Genomic DNA, 2,433 nt, shown 5'->3' on the forward strand with positions numbered 1-2,433 from the left:
AAGAAAGTTAAATCCTGTGCTTGACTCTTGTGGTTAAAAACAGGACATTTTAAATGGTTTATCGCATAGACATTTTAATTGGTGAATAACACGACTTGTAATGCAATTTGCATTACAGTACTCTTAGCACATTAAATAACTGGGAGATATGATGGCTACTGTTAACTTCAGGGTCGATGAAGCCCTTAAAGAAAAATCCTATTCCATCCTTAAAGAACAAGGTATTGCACCTACAGATTTCTTTACTAGTATTCTTGAGTATGTTGCTACGACTGGGAAACTACCTGTCAAAAAAGCTTTGCTTTCAGAAGAAGATGAAGAATTATTAGCTCTTGTCCGTAAGCGCATTAATGACCCTAAAGAGATGTTTGAGGAAGTCACATTAGATGACTTATAAGCTTTTACGTCACAAAGACTTTACAGCAGAATGGGAAAAACTCCCTGTTGCTATACGAGATCAATTTAAGAAGAAACTAGCCAAAGTCATAGAGCAGCCACATATTCCAAAGAATATGCTGAGAGGCGATCTTGCAGGTTGCTATAAAATTAAATTATTAAAAGCTGGTGTCAGACTTGTCTATCAATTTAAAGATGATCAGGTAGTTATCTTGCTCATCACAGTCGGGAAACGAGCTGATAGCATAGTTTATGAAGAAGCTAAAAAGCGCATTAAAGACTAAAAATGGGAGCTTATAGCTCCCATTTTTGCATTCGTATAAGGTGTATTATGTTAATTTTAAGAAAACTAAATAATTTAACCTTAAATATTTTTCATATCAGATTAACTAAAAGGAATAGATTTAAATGGACTAACTCCGTAAGTTAAAGTTTTTTGATTGATTTAATAAATTCAATAAATTGCGGCGAAAAATCTTTAAATAAAGGAATATCTTTATTTTCTAATAACACTTCTCCCATAAGCTTTAATCCTACGGCAAAAGATTTCATTGATTCTTCATCTATAATTTTTTTCTGCTGCAATTTTTCTAAAACTTTGAAAATATCATCGTGATTATAAGCAGTAAAAACAAGATCTTCAGTGTAAGTTGAAGGCTGTCCTTTTGGATCGACAAGATGCTTTACACTAATTTGATATTTATGTTGTTTCATCGGACTACCTCATTTTTAAGACAGCTAATATCAACAGCAGCTTGATCAATGCTCTTAGCAATTTGATGAATTGTTTCTTCAGTCAGTGCATTATTTTTTAATTTAAGTCGCAATGATGTTTTTAAGTTTGCCATTGCACGATAGATATCTAGATATTGATCATTATTTTGAATTTCACGTCGCGTCTCTAAGCGGCCAAGGATATGTTCTAAATGCTCTCTTTGACCATTTAAATGGTTAATACCAGTCACTGTAATCTTGTACTGCTTACGGTCACCATCAGGTTTTTCAATAGAAACAAATTGCATGTCTTCAAGATAAGATAAGGTTGGGTAAATTGTGCCTGTACTTGGGCTATATCCACCACCTACCAACTCACCAATGCTTTTAATAATTTCGTAACCGTATCTAGGCGCTTGTTCAATTAAAGAAAGCACTAGCAATTTCATATGGCCAGATTCAAATAAACGGCTTTTACGTGATGGCGTATCTGAATTTATCAGCAAAGAGTCAGTTGTTTCATTCATAAGTTGGTATATCTAAGATTTATTAAGATATATCTTAATAAATCTTAGATATATTTTCAATTCTTTTATTTATCCCCGCATTTAACATGATGGTTGTTATGCGAAATTCCTAGCATATTCATCTTTTGTCTTATATCTTTATTTTTACCAATAGGTAAAATATATTCATAACTTACATCGAAAAGTAGGTAATTAAGAAAAAAATTACAGCGTTTTATAAGCCTTATAGTAACGGGAGAGACTATAGGGCTTTTTATTTATCTTAATATTCATATATCTATGATGAAGCCATGATGCTCTGCGATATAAAAAACCGGCTTGAGAATAGACCGGTCTTTTATGATATTTGCTAAAATACTCTTTTGAAATATAAAAAAACTAAGCGTGTATAGCACTGGGTCTAGGTGTTTTTTGGGCTTAGTTATTAGCGTTAGTTAAATAAGTATAAGTCAATTTTTACCTAATGGATTTGCTTTTCAACTAGTTCCAATTTCTTTAATGCTTGCCCTTTTTTATAATCATTATTAATCTTTACAACTAGAGCTAAAATAAAAACCATCACTATAAAAACAAGGAAAATCAAATGCTTTTTCATCATTAATCCCTTCTTTTGATCTTTAAGAATGCCTTGTTCCTTTGTAAATAGATATGACATAAGGGAAGCACTGATACAAGCCTTTTTAAATGACTTTAGCAACTCGATAAACAGTTGCAACTCCACAATTCACTGCTTTGGCAATTTCTTCCTTAGTCATATTGCCAGCTGCTAGCAATTCTTTTATTCGTTTGTGCTTAG

Annotated in this window: 5 protein-coding genes; 2 read left to right on the forward strand and 3 right to left on the reverse strand. The window is 32.3% G+C overall.

The window, feature by feature from the left end:
* The first annotated feature begins 151 nt into the window (after nt 1-151).
* Entirely contained in the window at nt 152-397 is a 246-nt protein-coding gene (locus NI465_RS16460) for a type II toxin-antitoxin system RelB/DinJ family antitoxin (protein ID WP_000246756.1), read from the forward strand.
* Nucleotides 387-680: a type II toxin-antitoxin system RelE family toxin gene (locus NI465_RS16465; RefSeq protein ID WP_005254654.1), complete on the forward strand. Its 294-nt coding sequence runs from the start codon at nt 387-389 to the stop codon at nt 678-680. The genes NI465_RS16460 and NI465_RS16465 overlap by 11 nt, the downstream gene beginning before the upstream one ends.
* A 142-nt stretch (nt 681-822) precedes the next feature.
* On the opposite strand, the gene NI465_RS16470 is transcribed toward NI465_RS16465, so the two are convergent.
* The 3 genes from NI465_RS16470 to NI465_RS16480 all read right to left on the reverse strand — a co-directional run.
* Nucleotides 823-1,110, reverse strand: a complete 288-nt coding sequence (locus NI465_RS16470) for a DUF3861 domain-containing protein (protein WP_005015460.1) — start codon at nt 1,108-1,110, stop codon at nt 823-825.
* Nucleotides 1,107-1,637 carry a PadR family transcriptional regulator gene (locus tag NI465_RS16475; protein ID WP_005254570.1) on the reverse strand — a complete coding sequence of 177 codons (531 nt, stop codon included), beginning with the start codon at nt 1,635-1,637 and terminating at the stop codon, nt 1,107-1,109. Before NI465_RS16475 ends, NI465_RS16470 begins: the two co-directional genes overlap by 4 nt.
* A gap of 680 nt (nt 1,638-2,317) precedes the next feature.
* On the reverse strand, nt 2,318-2,433 hold a 116-nt coding region (locus NI465_RS16480), incomplete at its 5' end, for a helix-turn-helix domain-containing protein (protein WP_253146002.1).

It is taken from the genome of Acinetobacter lwoffii (assembly GCF_024129855.1).
Lineage (GTDB): Bacteria > Pseudomonadota > Gammaproteobacteria > Pseudomonadales > Moraxellaceae > Acinetobacter > Acinetobacter lwoffii_L.

Coding starts and splice junctions, on each gene's coding strand:
- NI465_RS16470 (WP_005015460.1), bottom strand. CDS start 1,110: ATGAAACAACATAAATATCAAATTAGTGTAAAGCATCTTGTCGATCCA.
- NI465_RS16465 (WP_005254654.1), top strand. CDS start 387: ATGACTTATAAGCTTTTACGTCACAAAGACTTTACAGCAGAATGGGAA.
- NI465_RS16475 (WP_005254570.1), bottom strand. CDS start 1,637: ATGAATGAAACAACTGACTCTTTGCTGATAAATTCAGATACGCCATCA.
- NI465_RS16460 (WP_000246756.1), top strand. CDS start 152: ATGGCTACTGTTAACTTCAGGGTCGATGAAGCCCTTAAAGAAAAATCC.